The following is a 20,330-nucleotide window of genomic DNA, read 5'->3' as shown; positions in this document are numbered from 1 at the left end:
ACGGAATATTTCTTCTGTCTTGATTCAACTCAGATGTCGGGCCTGTTTGGCACGCGCTGCCCGCCCCATGCTCAGGCGATAAAGCACCGGCACCACGATCAGCGTCAGGATGGTGGAGAACACCAGACCACTGACAATCGCTGTGGCCACCGGTCCCCAGATTAGCGAGTGCCCCCCCAGACCGGTCGCCAGCGAGAACAGACCCGCAATGGTAGTCAGTGAGGTGATCAGAATGGGGATCACCCGTCGGCGCGCCGCATACAGGGTGGAGTGCAGCAGGCTCATACCGGAATCCAGGCGCGCATTGGCCGCCGAAATCAGCACAATCGCGGCGTTTACCGCGATCCCCGCCAGCGCCACGATGCCATAGAGGGTAAACAGGCTGAGTGGGTTGTTGGTCAGCAACAACCCCACCAGCACCCCGGTAAAGGCCATTGGCACCGTCACCAGAATCATCAGCGGCTGCCAATAACTGCTGAACTGAGTCCCCAGAATCAGGTACATCAGCCCCAGACCAAATAGGAACAGCACCTGGATCGAATCGAGGCTTTCCTGGATGTCGTCCAGCTCACCGCTCATATCCAGATCGATATTGGGGAAACGCTGCTGATACACCGTATCCCACTCATCCAGCATCAACTGGTTGGCCGCAACCGTATCCAGGCCTCCCTCGACGATATCTGCCTCGACGGTGATCGCACGACGGAAGTTGTAGTGGCGGATATTACCCAAGCTCTCTTCGCGGCTGTAATTCACCAGTTCCGCCAGCGGAATCAGATCGCCACCCGGCGTTGGCAGTTGCGCCTGCAGCAGCTGATCAATCTCTGCCAGCGGCGTCGGCAACGCCCGCACCCGAACCTCCACCTTCTCGCCGTCGTGCTGCATATCAGCAACCACTTCACCATCCACCAACAGCTGCACGGCCCGCATCACATCCAGGGGATTCACCCCGGCGCGGGTGATCGCATCGTAGTCCGGCGTCATATTCAGGGTCATACGGCCACCACCGGCATCATCGCTGATATCGATGATATCCGGCTGGTTACTCAGGAAGGCTTTAAGCGCGTTCGCAGCCGCGCGTATCTCGGCATAATCATCCCCCCGCACCTTCACACTGATCGGTTTGGAGGTGGGTGGCCCACCCGCCAATCGCAGGAAGGAGATATTCATCGGCCCCGGCACCGCTGTGACATCACTGCGCATCGCTGTGATCAATGCGTCCACTGAACGGTTTTGTTCGGTTTTTGGTTTCAGGCCCACCAGTACCTGGGCGTAATGATCACCAAAGAACGGTTCGGTCTCGGTAAACATCTGCCCGGCATACACCGTGATCGCACGCACATCCTCACCGTTAAGGTACTTGCGCACGCGCTGCTCGATCTCCTCGCCTTTCTCCAAACTCTGCTGTAGCGGCGTACCCGGCGGCATCTCGATATTCACATAGAAGATCCGCAGCGGATCGGACGCAAAGTAGTCCATCTTGATCTTACCCAGCGCCAGCAGGCTAAATGCCGAACCGCAAAACAGCAGCACCAGCAGCAGGGTGATCAGCGGACGGCGAATCGCCCGGATCAGGAAACGGATATAGAAGATCTGCACCTTGCGGGTCAGGTTCTCACGCAGGCGCTGGGAACGGGTCAGCTTATCGAAGCTGATCTTCGCCACGACGACGTGGGCAGGCAACATCCAGAATGCTTCGATCAAACTGATCGCCAGGGCAATGGTCACCACCATCGGGATCACACGCATAAAGTCACCCAGGATACCCGGCAGCAACATCAGCGGCAGAAAAGCTGCCATGGTGGTCAGCACCGCCGTGGTGACCGGTCGTCCAACCTCATGCAGCGCTGCGATCGCCGCGTGGATCGGTTGCTCACCCTGCTGCAGACGGTAGTAGATCGCCTCCACCACAACCACCGCATCGTCCACCAACATCCCCAGTACAATCACCACCCCCAACAGGACGGTAACGTTAAGCGTCTCACCCATGCTCCAAAGCACCCAGAAAGTACCCGCCAGAATAAACGGAATACCGATGGCCGTGAGCAATGCGATGCGCGCCCCCAGGAACAACCAAGCCACAGCCAGCACCAGCGTCAAGCCGATCAGGGCGTTGTTCTGCATCAGGCCAATTGCTTCCTGGGTCATGATGGTCTGGTCGTCGATCAGCACCAGCTCGACACCCGTCGCACCCTTCAGCTGATTACGCTGTTCCATGTAGACCTTGATGCGTTCCACCAATTCCAAGGTGTTGGCATCGTCCTTCTTCATGATTGGCATCACGATCGCCGGACGCCCATCCACACTGGCATCTTGCCGAGCTTTCTCACGCCCCCAGGTCACCTGGGCAACGCGCTGCAGCTCCACTTCACCACCGAGCCCCACCAAAGGCAGTTTTTTCACCACATCGGGGTCGGCATCTCGCCCCGCCAGTCGCACCAACCAGGACTCCTGCCCCACATTAACGCTACCAGCGCTGATATCGCGGAACCACTGGCGTACCGTATCGGCAAGCTGTACCGGACTGATACCCAGCATCTGGATCATTTGCGGATCAAAGTTAACCTGAATCTCGGGATCGTCCAGCCCAACAGGATCAACCCGGTCTACACCTTTCAGCTTTTCCAGGTCTTTTTCGATATTGCGGGCCTGCACACGCAGGTTTTCGTCATCCTGTCCGGCAACGACCGCCAGGGTGGCGCTGGGGAAAGAGCTGGAGGTGGTCAGCTCCAGTACGTAGGGATCAGTCGCCGCTTCCGGCAGGTCACTTTCGGCGTTCTGTATCTCGCGCCGCAGGTCGGTGAGGTGTTTGTCGAAGGTGTCGTCATCAATATCCTCAAATCGCACCAGCAGGCTGGAGACGTTCTCGCGAGAGTTCGAGGAGACAAAACGCATATCCGGAATGTTGCGGATCGCATCTTCCAGCGGCAAAGTCACCCGCTGCTCCACATCCTGCGCCGATGCGCCCGGCAGCACCGTGGTGATCGCAATCCAGTTGAAGTTGATGGTCGGGTCTTGCTGGCGCGGTAGCAAGTTGTAGGCGATAAAACCGATCACCAACACCAGCGTAAATGTCAGGTTAGCGAGCACATGGTTATTCAGCAGGCGCTGCAACATCAGCCGACTCCAATCGCTCTATCGCATCGCCACTTTGTACAGCGTGCTGCCCTTCGATAATCAATTCGGTGTCGGCAGGTAACTCTACCCGCAACGCCTGACCTTCCAACGCCCCGGGTAACGGCAGAAACTCTGCCACCCCCTGACGCCACAACATCAACCCCAAAACACCTTCTCGCTTTACTGCATACTGGGATGGGATCTGTTGTTGACGATTACGCCAGATCAGGCGACCACTGGAACCGGTCAGCGCGGGCGTTTCCGTAAAGCGCATCCGTACCTCGCGGGTACGGGTCATCAAGTTCACCAGCGGCAACTCAACGCGCAGCGTTACCGGGTAACGCGCCTGCTCACTTAAGAAATAGGGGGTCTCGGTATTCCGCAGGGAGGGTAATAGCGCCGGAGGGACCTGTGCGGAGAGTTCCGGTGGTGTATCACTCAGCACTTTCACCAGTGGTGTGCCGACCGATGCCAGACTGCCCAACATCGCCGGGCGTTCGGTTACCGTGCCGGAAAACGGCGCGTTGATATCACAGCGGGACACCCGCAGTTTGGCGTTATCCACAGCTGCAACTGCCGACCGACGTTCCGCCTGCAACGCCCGCAACTCGGCCCGGCGCTGATCACGCAGTTCCTCAGAGGCATTGCGCTGCTTAACCAGCTTCTCCGCCCGTTGCAGTTGTTGGCGCGCCAATACCAGCCTTGCATCCAAGGCTGACAGCGTCGACGAGGCCTGGGATTGAGCCAACTGATAATCACTGCACTCCAGCTTTACCAGCACCTGGCCTTGCTTAACCTTGTCACCCACCCGCACCGGCACCTCCAGCACCCGCCCTTCAATCTGGGCACTCAGCAGACTGTGGTCGTAACTCACCACCGTGGCAGGCGCACTCTCCTCCACCACAAACGCCAGCTCAGCCACGGTCGCCGTGCGCACTGCAGCGGCCTGTACGGAAAATGTTGTCAGGAGGAAAAGAAGGGATGAGGCGATCACGGCACCGGGATTCATAACTGTTCCTTCAGTAAAGATGATTTTGACTCTACTACAAAGATCAGACACAAAAAAACCGCGGCCGGTTTCCCGACAGCGGTTTTAATCAGAATTTAAAAGTGCTGCTTACAGGCGCACTTCAATCCCCTTATCACGCATGTACTGCTTGGCTTCAGGGACGGTGTATTCGTTGAAGTGGAAGATAGACGCAGCCAATACCGCATCCGCCTTGCCTTCGATGCAACCTTCCACCAGGTGGTCCAGGTTACCCACACCACCGGAAGCAATGACCGGTACGTTAACCGCTTCGCTGATCGCGCGGGTTACGCCGATATCATAGCCGTTCTTCACGCCATCCTGGTCCATGGAGGTCAGCAGGATCTCACCGGCGCCCAGAGCAACCATCTTTTTCGCCCACTCAACCGCGTCCAGACCGGTTGGTTTGCGGCCACCGTGGGTGAAGATTTCCCACTTGTCTTCTTCGCCCGGCTGGCTGACTTTCTTGGCATCAATCGCCACCACAATGCACTGGGAACCGAAACGTTCCGCGGCTTCACGTACGAAATCAGGGTTCTTCACTGCTGCACTGTTGATGGACACCTTATCGGCACCGGCGTTCAGCATGGTACGGATATCGTCACAGGTACGGATACCGCCGCCTACAGTCAGCGGAATAAAGACCTGGGAAGCCATTTTTTCCACAGTGTGGACCATTGTGTCGCGGCCTTCGTGGGTTGCGGTGATATCCAAGAAGGTGATCTCGTCCGCGCCCTGTTCATCGTAGCGCTTGGCTACCTCAACCGGGTCACCGGCGTCGCGGATATCTACAAACTGTACACCCTTCACGACGCGACCGTTTTCCACGTCCAGACACGGGATAATACGCTTTGCCAGAGCCATGTTATTACCTATTCTCTGTTGCCGGATCGACCTAAAAAGATATTCAATACGGCGCAATCATTTAGAACACGATAAACCGCGTTGGTTTAGCGTTTGCCGTCCCAGTTGAGGAAGTTTTGCAGCAGCTGCAGACCCACTTTGGAGCTTTTCTCCGGGTGGAACTGCACCGCGAAGACGTTATCGCGTGCGATCGCCACGTCAAACTCCAGGCCGTAGGTGCAGGTCGCAGACACCAGATCACGCTGATCGGCTTTCACGTAGTAGCTGTGCACAAAGTAGAAACGGCTGCCATCTTCGATCCCTTCCCACAGAGGGTGATCGTCGTGATAAACCTCGTTCCAGCCCATGTGTGGTACTTTCAGACGTTCACCGTTCTCGGTCAGATCATCACCGAAGTACTTCACGTGACCGTCGAAGTGCGCCAGGCAATCCACGCCATTGTTCTCTTCAGAATCCTGCATCAGGGCCTGGTAACCCACGCAGATACCCAAGAACGGTTTACCGGAAGCGATCGCTTCGGCAACCTCTTTATCCACACCCAGACGGCGGATCTCAGCCATACAGTCGCGGATCGCGCCAACACCCGGCAGGATCACACGATCGGCATTACGTACTTTTTCAGGGTCGGCAGTGACAATCACTTCGGTGCCAGGCGACACGTGCTCGAGCGCCTTGGACACGGAGTGCAGGTTGCCCATGCCATAATCAATTACTGCAACAGTTGCCATCGCTTACAGAGTTCCTTTGGTAGAAGGCATCATGTTTGCGGCGCGGCTATCGATCTCCAGCGCCATACGCAGGGCACGACCAAACGCCTTGAAGATGGTTTCAGCCTGGTGGTGCGCGTTAAAACCTTTGATGTTGTCGATGTGCAGGGTCACGCCGGCGTGATTTACGAAGCCCTGGAAGAACTCCCAGAACAGCTGGGTATCAAAACGGCCGATGCTGGCGCGGGTGAAGTCAGTTTTGAAATCCAGACCCGCACGACCGGAGAAATCGATCACCACGCGGGACAACGCTTCATCCAGCGGTACGTAAGCGTGGCCATAGCGGACGATACCTTTCATGTCGCCGACGGCCTGCTTAAACGCCTGACCCAGCGTAATGCCGATATCTTCCACGGTGTGGTGATCATCGATATGGGTGTCACCCTTGGCGTTGATCTCCAGATCAATCAGACCATGACGGGCGATCTGGTCCATCATATGCTCCAGAAACGGGACGCCGGTCTCAGCTTTGAATTTGCCGGTTCCGTCCAGGTTGACGGATACGGTGATCTGGGTTTCCAGCGTGTCACGGGATACCGTGGCGCGACGCTCAGCCATTTTGCTGCTCTCCAAGGATGTTCAAAGAAAGTGTAATCGTGAAAAACGGACATTATACAACCAATCCCCGCCAATGCCGATCTTCTGCATCTATGCTGAAACCTAAGTACGAAATATAAGCTCAGCATAAACGTCACAGTACCAGAGTCAGGCGAAGCCTTGGGCATGACAGCCCCGGTACTTCTGTTTAACATGCGCCTTATAAGACTGTGCCAAGGAGGCATTCATGAAAACGCTGATGAAGATTGTAGGCGGCCTCGTCGCGCTGGTGATCCTGTTGATCGTCGCGGGCGGAGCTATTCTGGGAATGTTCTTCGATCCGAACGAGTACAAGGGCGAGATCGAAAAAATCGCACTGGACGAAGGCGGTGTCGAGCTGAAGATCGGGGGCGATATCGGCTGGTCCGTATTCCCATGGCTTGGCCTTGAGCTGGGCGACATCAGCGTGAAGTACCCGAACAAGCCTCAGCTGGCGACCCTCAGCAAGGCACAGGTCTCCGTACGCATCCCGGCCCTGCTGAGCGGTCAGGTGCAGATGAGCAGTGTTGTGGTGGATGGCCTCAACCTGAATCTGGTACAGGACGGTAGCAGCAATAACTGGGCCCCTGCCAGCAGCGGTAAAGATTCGGCGGAAGCGGAGCAGCCTACTGCTGCTGAAAGTGCCGGTGGAACAGCCATCGCGTTGGATATCGACAGCATTGCTGTAACCAATGGCAACCTCTCTTTTGAAGACAAACAAGCGGGCACCAAGGCGTTGGTGAAAAACCTCAACCTGACCACCGGCAAGGTGCAGGATGACGTCGCCTTCCCACTGACCCTGAGCTTTGACGCGGAACAGTACGCCTCAGGTTCAAGCGCACCGGCAATGACCGTTGGCTCCAAGCTGGATGGCAATGTACGTTTCAACCTCGGCAAGCAGCAGTATTGGGTTAAACAGCTGAACAGCTCCATCACCGTGCAGGGCGAAGCCACCGGCGGCAAACCGCTGACACTTACGCTGGCCGCAGACGTAACTGCCGATGCGGCGAAACAAGCGGTGGCACTGGAAAATCTGAAAGTAGCCATTGCTAACCTGGCCCTGAGCGGCAAGCTAGCAGTAAACGACTTTGCCAAACCTGCAATCAGCGGCGCACTGGACGTGGCGCCGTTTGACCTGAACAAGCTGCTCAGCACCCTCGGTCAGCCTGCGGTTGAGACCACTGATCCAAACGTGCTGAAGGCGATCAGCCTCTCCACCGAACTGGGTGGCCCGGCCAACACCATCACCGCCAAGGGCATGACGCTGAAGTTAGATGACACCACCTTTAAAGGCGGTGCGGCCTTTGATCTGGCCAGCGGTAGCATCAAGCTGAATCTGAAAGGTGACAGCCTCAACGCGGATCGCTACATGCCACCGACAAAAGAGCAGCCCGCTCAGCAGCAACAGACCTCTGCCGGCTCCGACGAGCGTTACTCCAAAGAGCCAATTATCCCGGTTGAACCGCTGAAAGGCCTGAACATCGACGCAACCCTTGGGCTCGACAAGCTGCACGTGACCAAGCTGGATATCCAGAATGTGGACCTGGTGGTCAGCGCCCACAACGGTCTGGTCAAAGCGAGTAAGATCAACGCCGATATGTATCAGGGCACCCTGCGCAACAGCGCCACCCTGGATGTGCGCAAGACACCGGTTCGTATTGCGGTGAAAAAGGATATCCGTGGCATTCAGCTGGGTGACGTTCTGAAAGCCGCAGCAGACACCGATGTGATCAGTGGTGCGCTGACCTCCAAGGCGGACATCACTGCCCGTGGCCGTTCCGTGTATGACATTGTGCACAGCCTGAACGGCACCACCAGCATCAATATGAAAGACGGTGAGATCCAGGGCATCGACATGGCCCAGACCGTCTGTCAGGGCCTGAACACCGTGAAATCTCTGGGCATCAACACCCAGGAAGTGGATAAGTCCACCCCGTTTGCCAACCTGAACGCCAGTACCAAAATCGTGAACGGTGTGGTGAACAACCCGGATCTAAATGCGGCCCTGGATGCGATGGCTCTGAGTGGTAAAGGCAAAGTCGACCTGCCGAAGGAAAGCCTGGACTACCGTGTGGGCCTGACCATCGAGGAGAACCTGTTCAAGAAGACCTGCTCTATCCCGGATAGTCTGGAAGGTGTGGAGTTCCCGGTTGACTGTAAAGGTGGTTTCGACGACAACCCTGCCGACATGTGTAAGCCGGATCTGGCTGTGTTCGAGAACATCTTCAAGGCCAAGGCTAAAGCCAAAGTAAAAGCGAAGGTGGATGCCAAGAAGGAAGAGCTGAAAGAGAAGCTGGGCGGCTCTCTACAGGAAAAACTGGGTGGCGAGGAAGGCGCCAAGAAGTTGTTGAAAGGGCTCTTTGATTAATGACACCTGAGCAGTTCTCTAACGCCGTGCTGGACTGGTTTGACCAGCACGGCCGTCACGACCTGCCCTGGCAGGCCAACAAAACCGCGTACCACACCTGGATCTCCGAGATCATGTTGCAACAAACCCAGGTTGCCACCGTGATCCCCTACTTCCAGCGGTTTATCGAACGTTTCCCGGATGTATATTCGCTGGCTGAAGCCGAGCAGGACGAGGTGCTGCACCTCTGGACCGGCCTCGGCTACTATGCCCGTGCTCGCAACCTGCACAAAGCCGCCAAGATGGTGGTGAGTGACTACGATGGTGTGTTCCCGCAATCCGTAGAGGAGCTGGAAACTCTGCCGGGTATCGGCCGCTCCACCGCCGGTGCCGTACTCTCCATCTCTACTGGCAAGCGTGCCGCGATCCTCGATGGCAACGTAAAGCGCGTGCTTGCCCGTTTCTACGCCGTGGAAGGCTGGCCCGGCACCACCGCCGTACAAAAAGAACTGTGGGCCTGCGCCGAGCAAAACACGCCCTATGAACGGGTGGGTGACTACACCCAGGCAATGATGGATCTGGGTGCGACGCTTTGCACCCGCAGCAAACCGAGCTGTCTGTTCTGCCCGCTGCAGCAACATTGTGGCGCCTTTGCTAAAGGCATGACCGACAAGCTGCCGGCGCCACGGCCGAAGAAAACCCTGCCGGAGAAACAGACCCTGATGCTGATCATCCGCAACGAGGATGGCGAGGTGCTGCTTTACCAACGTCCACCAAGCGGTCTCTGGGGCGGTCTGTGGAGTTTTCCACAGGTGCAGGACCTGCGCGACAGCCACGGCGAAACCGGCTTGGAGATCGATACCGACAGCGCCGAAGCCCTGGCGCCATTGCGCCACACCTTCAGCCACTTCCATCTGGACATCACCCCGGTCCTGGCGAGCCTGAAAAGCCCTACAGATTGTGTCATGGAAGGCGCGCCGCTGCTCTGGTATAACTTAGAGCAACCGCAAAGCGTGGGACTGGCAGCACCGGTGAAGAAACTGCTGCAGAAGCTCCCCACCCCGGACCAAACACCGGCCGGCTAAGCTATAAACTGTACCGATTTTTTTGGAGATCTCTGATGAGCCGCACCGTATTCTGCCGTAAATACAAAGAAGAGCTGGAAGGACTGGATCGTGCACCGTACCCGGGCCCGAAAGGTCAGGATATTTACGACAACGTATCCAAGAAAGCATGGCAGGAGTGGACTGCCCATCAGACACTGCTGATCAACGAAAAACACCTGAGCATGATGGACCCCAAAACCCGCGTGTTCCTGCAAGAGGAAATGGAGAAATTCATGTCCGGTGATGACTACGAAAAAGTGGAAGGTTACGTACCACCATCCAAGTAATTCGTGGTTTACCGGCTGTTTGGACAGCGCCTCACAGAAAACAGATAAATTTTTGAAAAATATCCACTTTCTGTGTTGACATACGTTGGCTAAATCCGTTTAATACGCATCCACGTTACGACGTTGCCCAGATAGCTCAGTCGGTAGAGCAGGGGATTGAAAATCCCCGTGTCGGTGGTTCGATTCCGCCTCTGGGCACCACTTTAAAGCCTCGCGAGTTTTCAGAACTGCGGGGCTTTTTTGTTTGTGTTACCGACACGGGTGTCGCTGACCTAGGCGGCCCCGATCGATTCTGCCTCTGGGCACCACTTAAAAGCCTCGCAAGTTTAAATACTGTGAGGCTTTTTGTTTCTAGTACCGACACAAGTGTCGTTGACCTGGGCGGCCCCGATCGAATTCTGCCTCCGGGCACCATTTATTTTAAAGCCTCGCCATCAAGCGGGGCTTTTTAGTTTTTTAGCACCGCCACGGTGTATCGGTGACCAGCGTGGCCCGGATCGAGTTCCGCCTCTGGGCACCACTTATTTTAAAGCCTCGCCATCACGCGGGGCTTTTTAGTTTTTTAGCACCGCCACGATGTGTCGGTGCCCTGCGTGGCCCCAATCAATTTCACATCCGGACGTCATTAAAAGCCACACACGTTTATAGATCTGCTGGACTGGGTTGTTTGTAGCTAAACCTATTGTTGGCAAACCGGCAAAAGCCCTAACCATGCAACCCATAGGAATACACCAGACACAAAAAAGCCACTGAATCCTCAGTGGCTTTTATCATTTCGAACCGGTCACTCAGTCTTACTGAGCCGGGTTACGCAGGGTCTTCTTGTGAGTGAAGTAACCGCGCTGACGCATCAGTTCACGACGCAGGCCGTCGTGTGGCGTGAACTTGTCACGACCGTGCAGCCAGAAGTGGTTGTTGATCAGCAGGAAGTTACCGATCTCAACACGGATACCGTGGATCGCCGGGCTGGTTTCGATGGACTCGGACAGGTCGGTCAGCCAGTTACCTTCTTCGAAGTTTGCAGGCTGAACGAACTGGTCGATGTAAGACATGATCGGCTTGCCGTCTACGTCCAGATCGAATACCGGGTGGAAGATATCTTTGGATACCTTCTTGCTTGGTGGCGCAGACCAACGCATCTGACGGTACGCCATTGGATCGTTGGAGAATTTCTCCAGATCAGCCCAGTCGTCCAGGTGCAGCAGCAGGGAGTTACCACCTTCCATATTCTGTTCGTCGATCTTCAGCATCAGTACGTAGTCAGTGTCCTGCTCTACGAAGGTACCGTCGTTGTGCAGTTCCATTACACGGTGTGGCTGACGCAGGTAGCTGTCGGAGTTGTCCGTGTTTTGTACTACAAAACGTGCGTAGTACTGGCCGCTCATCGCGTCGTAGTTGGAACGACCGTACAGGTGAGCGATTGCTGTAGTGAACTTAACCATATCTTCAGCCTTGGACACGTCGTCCAGACCTTCAGGTTTGATCAGCAGTGCACCGGTATTGCGGTCAGTCAGGGTGTTGATCAGCAGATCCTGCAGCTGGTTACCACACAGATCATCCAGGATTTTAGCAACGCGGAAACGCAGGAAAGACTTGTATTCCAGTGCCTGTACAGGCCACTCGGCAGTTGCTTCCAGGAAAGCATCAACAGTTGCTTTAGGGAAAGCCAGCTCGTACAGGCGTTCTGGGAACTGCTCAGATGGTTTGATGGAGAAACCGGTGTACGTCTTATCCAGGTTCACAATAGCGTTCATTTTTATAGTCCTTCGATGGCTAAATCTTCAAGATGGATTCGATAATATATGCACTTTTATAAAATGTCTACATTTTTTAGTTTTGTATATATTTTGCCGCATTGTCTCCTTCTTCAGACCCGTTATAATTCCGAGCAAACCAGTAGAGTAAGGCAACCAGCGTGGCCACCACTTCTTCGAACGCGAACGAAAACTCCAGCCAGACCATGAGGGCCTACGAGCAGCTCAAGCAGGACATCATCTGCGGGACACACAAACCCGGCGATAAGCTGCTGATGAGCCACCTGAAGACCCAGTACGATATCGGCACAGGTCCGATGCGTGAGGCCCTCTCCCAACTCGTGTCCGAACGCCTAGTCACCGCGATCAGCCAACGCGGCTTTCGCGTGGCGGAGATGTCGCTGGAGGAGATGCGGGATATCTACGACGCCCGTGCCCACCTGGAGGCACTGATCGTTAAGCTCGCCATCGAGCGCGGTGATGAGCAGTGGGAGGCGGAGCTGATCGGCAAGGCACATACGCTGGCGCGGGTGGATGAGGTGAATTCCGCCGAAGATATGCTGAATATCTGGGATACCCGCCACAAAGCGTTTCACTCGGCGATCGCCGAAGGCTGTGGCTCACCAAAACTGCTGGAAGTACGCAACTCACTGCTGGATCAGGCAGAACGTTATCGCCAGCTCTGGCTTAAGCAGACGGTGTTTTCCAAATCGGCGCTGGAAGAGAAACGCAACGAACACCAGGCCCTGGTGGATGCCCTGCTGGAGCGCGACAGCGCTAAAGCTAGCGAGCTGATGTATGAACACCTGATGACGCCGGTGCCGATCATCACCGCCCTGCTGGACGAAGAATAAACTTCTCGTTTCAGTTATCCACAGACACAAAAAAAGCAGCCGAGGCTGCTTTTTTATTGGGTGATGATCCGCTGATCACCAGATCTTGCTGTCACGAATTACAAACACGCTGCTGCGAGCATGACGCAGGACTTTCTCGGCGTTGGAACCCAGCAGGTAACTGGTCACACCCGGACGTCCGGCCGCGATCAGGATCACGTCCGGCTTCAGGCGCTGTTCCTCTTCCAGGATCTCGTCATACACCACACCGTTACGGATGTGGCACATGCCTCGCATCTCTTCCGGCACATTTGCCTCAAACACGTCCGCTACGCGCTTTTTGATCTCCTCGCGCATCTCCTTGGCCAGATCGTGGTTCATCTGGGTAAAGGCGATGCTGTGGACCTTGTTCTGGTCCACATACAAGCTGTGAATGGTGCCGCCCTGTTCGCCAAACAGCTGCTTGGCCACGGCAACCGCACGTGGAAACATCTCCACGTGCTCAAGATCTATCGGTATTAAAATACTGTTGTACATTTCCTAACCCATCAGTTTGTTCGGCAGCCACATCACGGCGTCCGGGAACAACAAACACAGTACGAGAACAAGCAACTTGATCAGAATAAACGGGGTCACCGATTTATAGATATCAAGCATGGTGACATCCGGCGGCGCGATGCCTTTCAGATAAAACAGTGCAAAACCGTATGGCGGGGTCTGTACCGCGATCTCGATGTTCAGAATCATCAGGATACCGAACCAGATCGGGTCAAAGCCCAGATCCACCACAATCGGTGTGAACAGCGGAGCACACATCAAAACGATGATGAACTCATCGATGATGAAACCCAGCAGCAGCATCACCAGCTGCATCATGATCACCACACCCAGCGGTGGCAGCCCCAGATCTTCGGTGAAGCCCGCGATCATGTCCTGTACGCCCATCAACAGGTGGAAGTTACTGAAAAGGGACGCACCGAGGATGATCCACATCGCCACACTCACCAGCATCGCGGTTTCGATACCTGCTGAGCGGAACAGGCCAAAGCGGAAACGCTTAAAGAAAAACGCCAGCACAATCGCGCCGATTACTCCGATCGCACCGGATTCGGTTGGCGTTGCAATACCACTGATGATGCTGCCCAGTACCGCAAAGATCAGCAGCACGGACATCAGGCCGTTACGCAGGGTGCGGAACTTCTCCTCCGGCGACATCTTCGCCTCGGCACCGGTACCCAATGGCGCTTTCTGAGGATTCAACTTGCAGCTAATTACAATGTAGGTCACTAGCAACACGATGGTCACGACCGCAGGCACCAGCGCCGCGATAAACATCTTACCCACGGAGTTCTGGGTGGAGGCTGCAAACATGATCATCGGCACACTGGGTGGAATCAGGATACCCAGACCACCACCAGCCATGATCACACCCAGCGCCAGGCGCTTGTCGTAACCACGCTCCAGCATCGGCTTCAGGGCGATACTGCCGGAGGTCATGATGCCGGCACCGATGATGCCCACCATTGCGCCGATCATGGAGCACACACCCACCACGCTGATCGCCAGGGAGCCACGCACCTTGCCGATGATCAGCTGGCTGGCGTTAAACATCGCATCACCAATACCGGAGCGGGTCAGCAACTGGCCCATGTAGATATAGAGCGGGATCGCCAGCAGGATAAAACTGAACAGGGTCGACTCAAACGTACTTGGAACGATGTTGAAGATACCTTCGCCCCACGTCATGTAGCCAACCGCCATCGCGATGCCACCCAGGGCCAGACCTACCGGGGTGCCAATCGCGAACGTAACCAGGATACAGAGCAGCAGAATGCCCGTAAGCACTTCAATTTCCATTAGTTGCCCTCCACATCTTCATCTTCTTGTGGCAACAGGTCGGTACCGGTAACCAGGTGGTAAATGTCTTTGATCATATCGTTGGAGATCTGCAGGATGAGCATGGATGCGGCAACGATCAGCATCATCCAGAAATGATGCATCGGCGGCGCCCACTCACTCATACGGCGGTAATTGAACTGCATCGCTTCACCGAACTTCGCGTAGGAGGCATAGATCACCACGCCCATAAAGAAGATGGCGATGGTGCCGGAAAACAGATGGAAAATGCGCTTGATGTTCGCGGAAACGGCGAGATACAGAATATCAACGTTGATATGGGCTTTTTTCTGCTGTGCGTACGCGCCACCCAGCGCGGCCAGGTATCCGGAGAAGAACAGCGACAGGTCGTAAGCCCAGATGGTCGGCTTATTCAGGAAGTACCGTGCAAATACTTCAAAGGCGATCACCAGTGCAATCATCGGCATCAGGACAGAGATGCCCTTTCCGACAAACGCAATAAAATTCTGGATACCAGAGCAGTACGCTCTGAGAATAGATGTGAACATGATTATACAGCCTTGAGGTGGAAGGAAAGCGAAGGGAATCTCTTACCGTGCGGGCCTCAGTATAATATTGGGTGTAAAAAACAAGGAAGCTCCTGACCCACGTGCCAGAAGCTTCCTTTAGTGAGTAGTCTACGCAGGAACCTATCGGCCCCTGGTGAAGATTACTTCTGACTCAGAATTTCGATCAGCTCTTTGCTGTGCTTATCCTGAGCGGAGTATTCTTCCCACAGAGACTCACCCGCTTTCGCCCATGCAGTTTTATCAGCTTCACTTGGTTCTGGGCTCCACTTCATGCCTTTCGCTTCCATATCAGCGATCGCTTCAGATTCCCACAGACGGGACTTGGTCATCTGCTCGCGAGCGTGAACAGCAGTTGCCGCACGTACGATCGCTTTCAGATCGTCCGGCAGTTTGTTCCATGCTTTCTGGTTAACGAATACTGGCAGTACCTGTGCACCTGCCAGTGGCAGACGGTACATGTACTTAGCTACTTCTACGTGGTTACCATCGCGGTGGTCGATCAGGTTGGAACCGATAGAACCGTCGATTACGCCAGTCGCCAGACCGGTGTAGATTTCGCTCCAGGTCAGGGAAACCGGAGATGCGCCCAGGTTACGTACGAACTTGCCGTAAGCGCCTGGTGCACGCAGCTTCAGACCTTTGAAGTCTTCTACGGATTTAATCTCTTTCTTGGTCAGCAGGTACACAGGTGGCTGGATGTATGGATCCAGGTATACCAGACCCTGCTCACCGTATGCTTTGCTCAGCACTTCGTTCCAACCCTTCTCGTGGAACAGAACGCTCAGCTGACCCACGTCAGCAGTACCGCCTGGCAGACCTACTTCAACGATACCCGCTGGCAGTTCGCCTGCGTTCATTGGCTGGAAGGTCGCACCCATGGTGATCAGGCCGTTTTTAACCGCACCCAGAATACCTTTGGTATCAACACCTTCACCCGCGTACATCATTTTTACTTTGATGCGGCCGCCGGACATCTCTTCGATGTTTTTCGCCATGTTGCCGTACACTTCACCGAACGCGGTGCCACGGGTGTACAGGTTAGCAAAACGCCAGTTGTGCTCTGCTGCCTGAGCGGTAGAAGCTGCAACTGCGCCCAGACCCAGAGAAACCGCCAAAGAACTGGTGATGACGTGTTTTTTAATTGTGCTAAGAACCTTACGCATAATTCCGTCTCTTTTATTTTCATTGTTGTTTTTTAGCCGTGCATTGGCGCCAGTTGGAATCAGGCGCTGGCACTAGCAGCAAGCAAATTGAAGGTATCAAACGGTATCGTGCTGTTACATCAGACTGTCCCCATCTAAAGGTTAGAGCACATCAAACTTTATATAACTTATTATTTATAAAGCACTTTTCAGGAAATTATACGTGATTTCACTGAGTGAATTTTGTTAATCGTTCTACGCGGGTCACAAAACGGGGGTGAAACAGGCCAATTAGGTGCTGCAATCCATACAACCTAAGTCGTAGGTTAACGGGCGCTAACCTGTCGAATCAGGCTGCTATTCGGAATCAACAAAGCGGGAATTCACAGTGGGACGCGCGCAAAAAGGGAGACAAATACGCGTAGGTTGATCATCGCGGAGCGATGCCCAACAGATCAATCAAGCTTACCCTTTAATTTTTGGGCTTCGCGTTGCGAAGGCCAACCTACAACCAGCACGTCACCGATTGACCGCAAGAGGCAGAAAAAGGAAGGGGTAAAGGGAGCGAAAAAAAAGACCCGCTGACAGATGGGTGCCAGCGGGCCAAATCACGGTAGAGCATAACGGCAATCAACGTCATGCCCAGGGGAAGGTAAGATCCAAGGGCGAAAGCAAGCGGGATAACCGTCCCAGTGGCCTGCTCGCTTAACACCCCGTTCCGGAGCTACCTTAGAAACCTGCTATGAGTCATGTCCGACTAATCGGCGGGTCTCTTAGAACAGCTCAGCTGCGGATTTACGGATAGCCGCAACCAGCTGATCGATCTCTTCAGGCTGAATGGTCAGCGGTGGAGAGAATGCGATGATGTTGCCCATAGCGCGAATCATCACGCCATGTTCGTAACATTTCGCCTGCAAAGCGCCACCTACAGGCGCGCTGGAGCCTTCCGGCTGAGCGAACTGCACGGCACCGATCAGGCCGTAGTTACGCACATCGACAACCTGTTCGATATCGCTCAGAGAGTGCAGAGCTTCCTCCCAGTACTTACCGATCTCGCCGGATGCACGGGTCAGCAGACCTTCCTCTTCGTAGATATCCAGGGTTGCCAGACCTGCCGCACAAGCAACCGGGCTCGCAGAGTAGGTGTAGCCGTGGTACAGCTCGATGCCACCTGCAGGTGTCGCTTCGAAGATGGTGTCGTGGATGTGATCGGCAACGAACACCGCACCCAGTGGTACGATACCGTTGGTGATACCTTTCGCAGAAACGATCATGTCCGGCACCACGTCGAACTCAACTGCGGCAAACGCGGAACCCAGACGTCCCCAGCCAGTGATAACTTCGTCGAAAATCAGCAGAATGTCATGTTCTGTACAGATCTCACGCAGGCGCTGCAGGTAACCTTTAGGTGGGATGATCACACCACCTGCACCACTGATCGGCTCTACAATCACAGCCGCGATGCTGGATGCATCGTGGAACTTGATCAGTTCTTCCAGCGCATCAGCACGCTCGATACCGTGCTCGGTCAGGCCCTTGCTGAATGCGTTGTTTTCCAGGTCCAAAGTGTGTGGAAGGTGATCAACCGGCAGCAGTGGACCAAAACCTTTACGGTTTGGCGTCAGACCACCCACGGAGATACCACCGAAGTTCACACCGTGGTACGCCATTTCACGACCGATCAGCTTGAACTTGCCAGACTTACCACGGGCATTCTGGTACGCCAGTGCAATTTTCAGCGCGCTCTCAACAGCTTCAGAGCCGGAGTTGGCGAAGAAGACTTTGTTCAGCGGATCAGGGGTGTGCTGAATCAGACGCTCAGCAAACTCGAAACCGATGTCGTGACCAAAGTTAAATGGAGAAGTGTAATCCAGCTCTGCCGCCTGGTTACCAATCGCTTCAGAGATCTGCTTACGACCGTGACCGGCGTTTACACACCACAGACCGGCAGTAGCATCCAGAATCTGCTCGCCCTTGTCTGTGTAACAGTACATTCCCTCTGTACGGCTGATGATACGTGGGTTGGCTTTAAAGGCGCGGTTTGGCGTAAACGGCATCCAAAACGCATCCATACTTTTATAGTTTTTCATTGATGTAACCATTAACAATAGAGATGGGCCATATCGAGATGGACTTTGTGTGACCAAGATAAAGGCCGGACGCGGGACTAAAAATAGTTGGATTTCGATCTAAACTTTTAGCCCCGCCAAACATTTCAGGCGTATGTCGTCGGAACCCCGTCACCAGGGCTCCATGGCGATCAGATACCACCCATGCAGATATATTTGAGTTCCATGTAGTCATCCATACCGTGCTTGGAACCTTCACGGCCAACGCCGGATTCCTTAACACCGCCAAACGGTGCCAGCTCGTTGGAGATCATGCCTTCGTTCACACCCACCATGCCGTATTCCAAATCTTCGGATACGCGCCATACGCGACCCACATCGCGGGTGTAGACGTACGCAGCGAGGCCGTACGGGGTGTTGTTGGCACGTTCGACAACTTCAGACTCTTCTTCAAACTTGAAGATGGTGGAGATCGGGCTAAACAGTTCGGCCTGTGCGATTTCCATATCTTCGGTGATGTTGGTCAGCACAGTCGGCTGATAGAAACGATCACCCGCCGGGTGACGGTCACCGCCCACTTTCAGCTCAGCGCCCTCTTCCAGGGCACGTTTCACCAGACCGTCAGTCTTGTTCACTGCCGCTGCGTTGATCAGCGGACCGATGTCGGTATCTGCATCCATACCTGAACCGATGGTCATGCCTTCAACCACTGCCTGGTAGCGCGCAACGAACTCATCGTAGATACCTGCCTGCACATAGATACGGTTGGTACAGATGCAGGTCTGACCCGCGTTGCGGTACTTGGAGGCGATTGCTCCGGCAACTGCAGCGTCCAGATCGGCATCGTCGAATACGATAAACGGTGCGTTACCACCCAGTTCCATGGAGGCTTTCTTCACGGTCTGTGCAGACATTCCCAGGATGATCTTGCCCACCGGGGTAGAACCGGTGAAGGACACCTTACGCACGATGGGGTTGGTGCACAGCTCACGGCCCACTTCGATCGGACGTTTGGTGGTGATCACGTTGATAACACCGGCCGGCACACCCGCCTGTTCAGCCAGCGCAGCCAGCGCCAAGGCACACAGCGGCGTATCTTCCGCCGGTTTGATCACGATGGTGCAACCGGCTGCAATTGCAGGTGCGGCTTTACGCGCGATCATGGAGATCGGGAAGTTCCACGGCGTGATCGCCGCCACTACACCAATTGGCTGTTTCACGGTCAGCAGACGGGTGCTGCCCATGTTGGACGGGATGGTTTCACCGTAGGTCCGCTTGGCTTCTTCGCCGTACCACTCAAAGAAAGAAGCACAGGACAGCACTTCACCTTTGGCTTCACGCAGCGGTTTACCCTGCTCTTTGGTCAGCAGCTCCGCCAGCGCATCGGCATTCTCGGTGATCAGTTCAAACCAGCGACGCAGGATAACCGCACGCTCTTTGGCGGTGGTCTTTTTCCAGCTTTTGAAAGCCACTTCAGCAGCTTCGATGGCACAGGTGGCATCTTCCACACCCAGATCAGGCACTGCAGCCAGATAGGAACCATCGGCCGGGTTGATAACCTCCATGGTTTCCTGAGAGGCCGCCGTTACCCACTCACCGTTGATATAGGCGGATTCTTTTACGAACTCAGCGAAACTCATTGTTGTTACCTCCTAACTTTTTTACACTGGATCAACCAATATCTGTGGCCGTCCATACACGAAATAGGGCTCAATTGGCTCGCAATATATCAACTGTTTTGTGGGTAACAGATGTTGATCTTTTAATGTTCAGTTTTAGAAAGTAACTCATAAGTTTGAAGAATTACTCGTTAGGACAGGTTGGCGATTTCGAGATAAAGCAGCTGCGGATTTTTAAATCCGTTGTGGACAATGGAGGGTTCTCAGCTGCAGAAACGGAACTGAATATCAGTCGTTCAACAATCAGTATCCATATCTCAAATCTGGAATCCCGGCTCAATCTCACCTTGTGCCGCCGCGGCCGTGCGGGCTTTGCCCTGACACGCGAAGGCGCCA

The 20,330-nt window shown here is 54.8% G+C and carries 16 protein-coding genes, 1 tRNA gene and 1 pseudogene; 6 read left to right on the top strand and 12 right to left on the bottom strand.

Annotation, left to right across the window (positions count from 1 at the left end; genetic code table 11):
• Positions 1-24 precede the first annotated feature (24 nt).
• From ACEQ15_RS00245 to hisB, 5 genes are all read right to left on the bottom strand, one after another.
• Complete coding sequence (locus ACEQ15_RS00245; RefSeq protein WP_370276923.1) at positions 25-3,117, bottom strand: efflux RND transporter permease subunit; 3,093 nt, start codon at positions 3,115-3,117, stop codon at positions 25-27.
• The gene (locus ACEQ15_RS00240) at positions 3,095-4,126 is read right to left on the bottom strand and encodes an efflux RND transporter periplasmic adaptor subunit (RefSeq protein ID WP_370276922.1); all 1,032 of its coding nucleotides are present in this window, start codon (positions 4,124-4,126) and stop codon (positions 3,095-3,097) included. The genes ACEQ15_RS00245 and ACEQ15_RS00240 overlap by 23 nt, the downstream gene beginning before the upstream one ends.
• 108 nt (positions 4,127-4,234) lie before the next feature.
• Positions 4,235-5,008: an imidazole glycerol phosphate synthase subunit HisF gene (gene hisF, locus ACEQ15_RS00235; protein ID WP_282352132.1), complete on the bottom strand. Its 774-nt coding sequence runs from the start codon at positions 5,006-5,008 to the stop codon at positions 4,235-4,237.
• Between the two features lie 86 nt (positions 5,009-5,094).
• A complete protein-coding gene (gene hisH / locus ACEQ15_RS00230; RefSeq protein WP_370276921.1) occupies positions 5,095-5,736 on the bottom strand; it encodes an imidazole glycerol phosphate synthase subunit HisH in 642 nt (213 codons plus the stop codon).
• A gap of 3 nt (positions 5,737-5,739) precedes the next feature.
• Positions 5,740-6,333: an imidazoleglycerol-phosphate dehydratase HisB gene (hisB, locus tag ACEQ15_RS00225; RefSeq protein WP_370276920.1), complete on the bottom strand. Its 594-nt coding sequence runs from the start codon at positions 6,331-6,333 to the stop codon at positions 5,740-5,742.
• 226 nt (positions 6,334-6,559) lie between these two features.
• Here hisB and ACEQ15_RS00220 point away from each other — a divergent pair, with 226 nt between their 5' ends.
• The 4 genes from ACEQ15_RS00220 to ACEQ15_RS00205 all read left to right on the top strand — a co-directional run bounded on the left by ACEQ15_RS00220 (position 6,560) and on the right by ACEQ15_RS00205 (position 10,292).
• Positions 6,560-8,719 (top strand): AsmA family protein, encoded by a 2,160-nt coding sequence (locus ACEQ15_RS00220; RefSeq protein ID WP_370276919.1) that lies wholly within the window; start codon positions 6,560-6,562, stop codon positions 8,717-8,719.
• Entirely contained in the window at positions 8,719-9,783 is a 1,065-nt protein-coding gene (gene mutY, locus ACEQ15_RS00215) for an A/G-specific adenine glycosylase (protein ID WP_370276918.1), read from the top strand. Before ACEQ15_RS00220 ends, mutY begins: the two co-directional genes overlap by 1 nt.
• A gap of 35 nt (positions 9,784-9,818) precedes the next feature.
• The gene (locus ACEQ15_RS00210; protein WP_282352125.1) at positions 9,819-10,091 is read left to right on the top strand and encodes an oxidative damage protection protein; all 273 of its coding nucleotides are present in this window, start codon (positions 9,819-9,821) and stop codon (positions 10,089-10,091) included.
• Positions 10,092-10,216: 125 nt separating this feature from the next.
• Positions 10,217-10,292 (top strand) — tRNA-Phe (locus tag ACEQ15_RS00205).
• A gap of 593 nt (positions 10,293-10,885) precedes the next feature.
• Here ACEQ15_RS00205 and glaH read toward each other — a convergent pair.
• The gene (gene glaH / locus ACEQ15_RS00200) at positions 10,886-11,845 is read right to left on the bottom strand and encodes a glutarate dioxygenase GlaH (protein WP_370276917.1); all 960 of its coding nucleotides are present in this window, start codon (positions 11,843-11,845) and stop codon (positions 10,886-10,888) included.
• A gap of 206 nt (positions 11,846-12,051) precedes the next feature.
• Here glaH and csiR point away from each other — a divergent pair, with 206 nt between their 5' ends.
• Positions 12,052-12,699 (top strand): DNA-binding transcriptional regulator CsiR, encoded by a 648-nt coding sequence (gene csiR, locus ACEQ15_RS00195; RefSeq protein ID WP_370276924.1) that lies wholly within the window; start codon positions 12,052-12,054, stop codon positions 12,697-12,699.
• Between the two features lie 75 nt (positions 12,700-12,774).
• Here csiR and ACEQ15_RS00190 read toward each other — a convergent pair whose 3' ends face one another.
• The 6 genes from ACEQ15_RS00190 to ACEQ15_RS00165 form a co-directional block, all read right to left on the bottom strand.
• Positions 12,775-13,215 (bottom strand): universal stress protein, encoded by a 441-nt coding sequence (locus tag ACEQ15_RS00190; protein WP_370276916.1) that lies wholly within the window; start codon positions 13,213-13,215, stop codon positions 12,775-12,777.
• 3 nt (positions 13,216-13,218) lie between these two features.
• Positions 13,219-14,535, bottom strand: coding sequence for a TRAP transporter large permease subunit (locus ACEQ15_RS00185; RefSeq protein ID WP_370276915.1), 1,317 nt, complete (start codon positions 14,533-14,535; stop codon positions 13,219-13,221).
• A complete protein-coding gene (locus ACEQ15_RS00180) occupies positions 14,535-15,083 on the bottom strand; it encodes a TRAP transporter small permease subunit (protein WP_370276914.1) in 549 nt (182 codons plus the stop codon). Before ACEQ15_RS00180 ends, ACEQ15_RS00185 begins: the two co-directional genes overlap by 1 nt.
• A 161-nt stretch (positions 15,084-15,244) precedes the next feature.
• Positions 15,245-16,267 carry a TRAP transporter substrate-binding protein gene (locus ACEQ15_RS00175; protein WP_370276913.1) on the bottom strand — a complete coding sequence of 341 codons (1,023 nt, stop codon included), beginning with the start codon at positions 16,265-16,267 and terminating at the stop codon, positions 15,245-15,247.
• A gap of 752 nt (positions 16,268-17,019) precedes the next feature.
• On the bottom strand, positions 17,020-18,336 hold the full coding sequence (locus ACEQ15_RS00170; RefSeq protein ID WP_370276912.1) for an aminotransferase class III-fold pyridoxal phosphate-dependent enzyme: 1,317 nt from the start codon (positions 18,334-18,336) through the stop codon (positions 17,020-17,022).
• A 170-nt stretch (positions 18,337-18,506) separates the two neighbouring features.
• Positions 18,507-19,955 carry an NAD-dependent succinate-semialdehyde dehydrogenase gene (locus ACEQ15_RS00165; RefSeq protein ID WP_370276910.1) on the bottom strand — a complete coding sequence of 483 codons (1,449 nt, stop codon included), beginning with the start codon at positions 19,953-19,955 and terminating at the stop codon, positions 18,507-18,509.
• Positions 19,956-20,110: 155 nt separating this feature from the next.
• On the opposite strand from ACEQ15_RS00165, the pseudogene ACEQ15_RS00160 reads away from it, so the two are divergent.
• Positions 20,111-20,314 (top strand): annotated as a pseudogene (locus ACEQ15_RS00160) (LysR family transcriptional regulator); the annotation flags it as partial.
• Positions 20,315-20,330 lie beyond the last annotated feature (16 nt).

The sequence above is a fragment of the Pontibacterium sp. genome (assembly GCF_964228735.1).
Lineage (GTDB): Bacteria > Pseudomonadota > Gammaproteobacteria > Pseudomonadales > Balneatricaceae > Pontibacterium.
Note: the sequence above shows the minus strand (reverse complement) of the source record. Positions and strands in the feature narration are given on the sequence as shown.